Consider the following 5,448-nt stretch of genomic DNA (forward strand, 5'->3'; position numbering starts at 1 on the left):
TCACGGGTTTTCCGCGACTTGATCCGCCGTCCAGCCGCGCAAACTGTAAAGCGGTTCTAACAGCCATTGATAAAGTGGGCGTTTATCCAACAGCAAATCCGCTTCAACGCTCATGCCAACTCGCAATGGCTCGGCTTTTCCATAAGCCAGAACATTATTCTGATCCGGCCGGACTGTAATTCGGTATGAAGCGGCCGAGGCCTGCGGTTGAGCGGCAAGTGCGTCAGCGTCCATTTCTGCTTGTCGCAGCATCACACGCGATACTTTGGTAATCTGTCCGCCATACTGGCCGAATTTCTGATAGGGGAAGGCCGTATAGCGCAATAGTATGCGCGCACCTTCCCGTATAAAACCAATCGCGTTGCTATCGGCAAGTAGATGAACTTCCATGGTTTCACCGGTCGGCAAAATCGATACGAGGGATGAACCGGCTGCGACCAACTGACCGGAATGCGCCATTACAGCTGCAACCGTGCCACTTGCAAGAGCAGAAACCACAACGGCCCGGCGCGCTTCTACTTGCGCTAATTGCTCTTTCAGTATCGATATCTGCTGGTGTATTTCTCCAAGCTTAATGGCTGCAGACGCATCAAATCCTGCGAGTTTAGAGCCAATCTCCGATGTCATGCCGTCAAGCTGCACGCGCTGTCTGCGCAATGCTTCAAGCTGTTGGCGGCTTTGCATGTAATTTTGCTCAGCAGTATCGAAACTGCGTTCCAATGTAATGCCCCGATCAACCAGCTTGCGATATTTGTCGGCACGTGGTTGCAGCACCGAAATAGAAGCACTTGTCTGTTCAATCTGCGCATCAACGCGCTCGATCTCTCGCTCAATAGCAGCTTTGCGTTCGGCTAGAGAATGTTTATCAACCTGATCTAGTTGCACCCGCTGCCTGATCGCTTCACCAAACTCGTCAATTCTGCGTTGCAGTTTTTCTTTAACGAAGGCCTCTGTTTCTCCAAGGTTTGTCGTCGTATCCGTTCCCAGCACCACAGCGCCGTAAACGCGAACACGGCGCGTATATTGACCAAACGTGAGAACCGCGATAATTTGCGCGAGTATCAAGCAGCTAATGACAGCAGCAAGCTGAACCGAAACCGGCGGGCTCAGACGGGAGCTGCCAAGCCAAACATCGCGTCTCGCTTCGACCGTTTCCTTGCGGAAAAGTAATAAATTCATGTTCATTAATTAAAAAACCACAAAATAAATCTTTCCCAAGAATGGAAAATATAAATTACAAAATTGCACAACAAAAAAGAAAAAGAATAAGAAAATTTTTATTAAACTTCCCGTATTATTGCTGAATTTGTCAAATATAAAATTTTTGCAGACTCTCGTAAGCGTCAATTTTAATGAAATTAAATTTCCAAAAAAGCTAACATTTTTCGAAAAAATCTGCATTAAAACTGGTTTTTTATTATTGAGCCATACTTTTCGAAAAGTTTTTGATAGTTATATTTTATAATTTTCTCATAATAGTCTGAGGGCATTCCAAGTTGCCTGCGACTTCATGCTAACATCTAACCTGAAATCCCAGTAATATTTCAATCTTTTAACATATTGTACGATACTAACTTGGTTCGCTACCGTATCCACTGGCCGCTCGTCCAGCCGCATTGTTGGCGTCATGAATAGCCTTGTCAATTCCTTGTTGGCACCGGCGACGAATCCGTTTTCGGTACGTACCCGATAGCTGCTCCGGCAAACTTGCGCAAGGCGTCTGCAGCTACAGCACAAGGCCACAAGTTGTTCTGACCGCCAAACTTCCAGGCGCTCTACCAGCGTACCCACCCAGCTACCACCCAACCGGAATTCGATTGCCTTCAGCAGCAGAGGAGCTTTTGCTATTGGCACGGGTTCCACTTTTGCTGGAATCGTTTTTTGCTGTAATCGCAAGCGTAGGCAGTTGGTTCCACCGGTAATTGTGCCCGTCGATTTTTGGCATTGCCGGAAAGTGCGTTTTGGAAAATCATAGATCGCTTTTCTCTGAAAGACACCAAAGGTGAATTATGAACAAAACTGTCATTTTGCTCGCAATGCTCGGTGCATGCTGCATATCGAACGCACGGGCCGAAATGTCCGACACGTCAGGAATCAGCAATCTGTCCTCGATATGCGAAGTCACCAAAACCCATGGCGAATGTATCGATGAATGTCAGGACTGGCCATTTGGCACGCAGTGGATGTGCCTGTAACGACAGTCGCAGGCCAAGTCTTTTCTTGGCTTTCACCACGTGCCTTGAAAAGATTATACATTCGCAAGACTGCGCAGCCCATTCCTCGGCTTCTGATTTCAGTCACTGACCATGGGGCTGCCGCTTATCTGGTGTCATGTGTGGATGCCCCGTTTATGCAAGAAGTTTTTTGAAATTATATGCCTGCGATCAGTTGCGGTCATTTGCCAGGCCTCTGAATTGCGGCTTTCACACGCCACGGGCCAGTATGGTTCGTTCACAGATCAGGTCCAAATCGGTTCCAAGGGTTCATAACACCCGGTCCTGGTAGCTTATAAGCTTATGCGCAGAAATATCCACTAGACGTGCTACATCCGGGTATGTGCAGCCAGTGTACCGTAAATATTGGCTTCCGGGTTCTAGACGAACAGATATGCTTTTGATGCCGCACCGCGAAATCCAGTCAATTCCGATTTCGTGTGATTGACAAGGGGAAATATTATTGATAATCGATAATTGTTTTATGCATAATAATAATTTTTCAATAGAAGGATAATGCCATGCTTAGCGCCCCTCTCATTATAACCGGTCAGAGACTACATATGCTCTGTGCATTTTTCGCTACTGCTCTTCCTATCGTTCTATTTTCATTCTGGATGACAGCAAATTCCGAAACGCTGCTCGCGTCATGGAGCAACGCAAATTTAAACGTGCACGAAATTTCAGTCGATCAACGGGTTGTCGGCTTCTTTATATCATTGGCAGCTATTGCCCCTATTATATTTTCAATTGTTCGCCTGGGAAGACTATTCTCGCTATATGCGCGAGGCATTCTGTTCTCGCGTGAAAATGTTCTTACCCTTCGGGATGCAGGAATGGGGTTTATATTCTATGCCGTTTTTGATTTAATTGCGACGCCACTTTTTTCTCTTCTTTTCGCATATGAAGACATACTTGTCCTCAATGTAGGTTTCAACTCCTCTACACTCATCACGGCCTTTCTCGGCTTTATTCTTCTGGCGATCGCCCGTGCGATGGACGAAGCACGCCAGATGAATGACGAGTGGTCGTTGACGGTTTGATGAGATGGCGATTGTAATCCGACTGGATGTAATGCTCGCAAAGCGCAAGATGCGTTCCAATGAGCTCGCAAAATGCATCGGCATTACCGAAGTCAATCTTTCGCTTTTGAAATCGGGAAAGGTAAAAGCAATCCGGTTCAGCACCCTCGAGGCTATTTGTAAATGTCTCGATTGCCAACCAGGAGACCTTCTCGAATACAAGGATGAGAACGAAAAAACCGCAAGTTCAGTCGGGCAGGCGATAACCATAGCGTCTACCTAGGGAAAGAACGGAAGAATAATGCAGCCGGTGATGTTATATCGATCAGCATCCGGGGCAGTGTTCTGGGGCTGAAAAACGCTGAGCAGTGTAGGGACTGCGTCCTCCGACGATCACGCGCAGTTGTTCGTGATCGTCGGATAATGACACGGCGCATTGCAAGACTGCAATTTTAAATCGCTGGATTTCGATGACGAACACCAGTTGAGGATCGTCGATGGTGCGGCGACACGCGTCATGATTGAGGCCGCAAGGCGCAGCAGCTCATCCAATGCTCCATGATAAGCGCGGTTTTGCTCGGTGCGCCTATATGTTTTGCCAGTGAGGATAGGCATCGCCTTTTCGAAGGTATGGAATTTACGGTCCTTGATGTTGCGCAGGGGCGGGGCAAAGCGCTTACCGATCAGGCAGAACAGTGCAAAGACATGGTCGCTGGCATCGCCAGTATCCCTGAACAGCTCCTCAATCTCCAAAATGGTGTCGTGGTCGAACAGCCGTCGAGCACAGAGACGGTCTCGCTTTCGGTCGGGCTTATTGGAAGGATGCTATAATAGCCGTGTCGATCGGAAAGTCCGTTGTAGAATTTCGTGCCGGGTTAGCCTCGCTCACTCACTGGAAACATTGACACATCATCACCGGGTGGGCGGCTTACGTTTCATATCTTTTCCGCCATCGCCGAATTTGAGCGCGATCTGATCCGCGAGCGTACTCTTGCGGGTCCGGATAATGCTCGAAAAAAAGCACGGCGAGGCGGGCGACCGAAAGCCATGGATCGGGCGGCTATAGTTCAAGCCGAAGCTCTGTTTCAGCAGGGGGATTATTCTTTCAAGGCGATTGCGGAACGAATGGGTGTGTCGGTCGCGACATTCTACCGATACGTTTCTGCCGGTATCCAGAAAAAAGAAATCTAATGCTAACGCAATTCGTCCCGTCTTCGCGTCAACTGTCGCCTCGCGGGCATTTAGGGTTTTCAGAAGTTGTTCCACTAATCGCTGTGCGTTCTGAATATGCTCCGGTGCAATTGGGGCTTGGGGCCTACCGTATCATTTGCATACTGTCGGGCGATATCACGCTTGCCTCGAAAAGCGTCACGGGCGAATAGTAAATGGGCTTGGCGCTCTGTTTCAGCTTGGCCAGAAGGTGCGCGGCGTCTTGCTCGTCAACGGTGATTGCCACAATTGCGGATGCATCGATATACATTAGGTCCCCGACTCATAAGATCGAAGCCAAATACGAATTGAAGCAAGCTGGATAGATGCGAGGAAATTATCGTCGCGTTTGTCGTATCGGTTGCGATGGCTCGGAAGTGTTTGAGTTTGTTGAAGAACCTTTCGACAGCGTTACGTTGTTTATAGAGCCATGGACTGAAGGCGGGGATATTCACACGGTTTGGCATGGGACGGATGCAGCCCCATGCTCCTCGTTCTTTGAGGCTTTGGCGCAAGCTGTCGCTATCGTAAGCGCGATCTGCCAGTAGTATCTGCCCAGACCCGAGCGTCTCAAACATATCGGCTGCCGAACGTCCGTCATGTGCTTGTCCGGCTGTCAGTTTCAGTCGAATTGGGCGGCCATCAGCATCGACAAGCGCATGAATTTTTGTGGTCATCCCACCGCGCGAACGACCCATGCAACCGGATCGTTCGTCTTTTTTTACCGTTGGCCGCATGTTGATGGGACGCGGATTGACGAGGAGTCGATCATCTGGATATCGCCGTCGTAAACTTCTGATATCGCTTTGAGAATGCGCGCCCAATGCCCGGCATGACGCGACGCCATCTGTTGAAGCGATTTACACAGGTCGTATAAGGCCCGTAGCGGGCTGGAATGTCTGCCCATGGCGCACCTGTCCTCAGCCGCCAGAATATACCGTTCAAAACACGTCGATCGTCAAAGCGGGCCTTACCACGCACTTTGCTCGGAAGAAGCGGTTCAA

General features: G+C 49.0%; 6 protein-coding genes and 1 pseudogene. 3 read left to right on the top strand and 4 right to left on the bottom strand.

The features are described from left to right. Entirely contained in the window at window positions 1-1,185 is a 1,185-nt protein-coding gene (locus ACTJKP_RS26060; protein WP_440632673.1) for an HlyD family secretion protein, read from the bottom strand. 1,549 nt (window positions 1,186-2,734) lie between these two features. Between ACTJKP_RS26060 and ACTJKP_RS26065 the strand changes: the two genes are divergently transcribed. Together ACTJKP_RS26065 and ACTJKP_RS26070 are read left to right on the top strand one after the other, a co-directional pair. Continuing rightward, window positions 2,735-3,256 carry a DUF2975 domain-containing protein gene (locus tag ACTJKP_RS26065; RefSeq protein WP_440632736.1) on the top strand — a complete coding sequence of 174 codons (522 nt, stop codon included), beginning with the start codon at window positions 2,735-2,737 and terminating at the stop codon, window positions 3,254-3,256. A 4-nt stretch (window positions 3,257-3,260) separates the two neighbouring features. After that, window positions 3,261-3,518, top strand: a complete 258-nt coding sequence (locus ACTJKP_RS26070; RefSeq protein ID WP_440632737.1) for a helix-turn-helix domain-containing protein — start codon at window positions 3,261-3,263, stop codon at window positions 3,516-3,518. Window positions 3,519-3,628: 110 nt separating this feature from the next. On the opposite strand, the gene ACTJKP_RS26075 is transcribed toward ACTJKP_RS26070, so the two are convergent. Then, window positions 3,629-3,988, bottom strand: coding sequence for a Tn3 family transposase (locus tag ACTJKP_RS26075; protein WP_440632738.1), 360 nt, complete (start codon window positions 3,986-3,988; stop codon window positions 3,629-3,631). A gap of 186 nt (window positions 3,989-4,174) precedes the next feature. Here ACTJKP_RS26075 and ACTJKP_RS26080 point away from each other — a divergent pair, with 186 nt between their 5' ends. Continuing rightward, window positions 4,175-4,426 carry a helix-turn-helix domain-containing protein gene (locus tag ACTJKP_RS26080; RefSeq protein WP_440632740.1) on the top strand — a complete coding sequence of 84 codons (252 nt, stop codon included), beginning with the start codon at window positions 4,175-4,177 and terminating at the stop codon, window positions 4,424-4,426. A gap of 124 nt (window positions 4,427-4,550) precedes the next feature. Here ACTJKP_RS26080 and ACTJKP_RS26085 read toward each other — a convergent pair whose 3' ends face one another. Continuing rightward, window positions 4,551-4,715 (bottom strand): hypothetical protein, encoded by a 165-nt coding sequence (locus ACTJKP_RS26085; RefSeq protein WP_440632739.1) that lies wholly within the window; start codon window positions 4,713-4,715, stop codon window positions 4,551-4,553. Then, window positions 4,715-5,448: pseudogene (locus tag ACTJKP_RS26090) on the bottom strand (IS5 family transposase); the annotation flags it as partial. The gene ACTJKP_RS26085 and the pseudogene ACTJKP_RS26090, both read right to left, overlap by 1 nt.

It is taken from the genome of Brucella sp. 22210, from assembly GCF_052045675.1.
Lineage (GTDB): Bacteria > Pseudomonadota > Alphaproteobacteria > Rhizobiales > Rhizobiaceae > Brucella.

Coding starts and splice junctions, on each gene's coding strand:
- ACTJKP_RS26060 (WP_440632673.1), bottom strand. CDS start 1,185: ATGAACATGAATTTATTACTTTTCCGCAAGGAAACGGTCGAAGCGAGA.
- ACTJKP_RS26065 (WP_440632736.1), top strand. CDS start 2,735: ATGCTTAGCGCCCCTCTCATTATAACCGGTCAGAGACTACATATGCTC.
- ACTJKP_RS26070 (WP_440632737.1), top strand. CDS start 3,261: ATGGCGATTGTAATCCGACTGGATGTAATGCTCGCAAAGCGCAAGATG.
- ACTJKP_RS26085 (WP_440632739.1), bottom strand. CDS start 4,715: ATGTATATCGATGCATCCGCAATTGTGGCAATCACCGTTGACGAGCAA.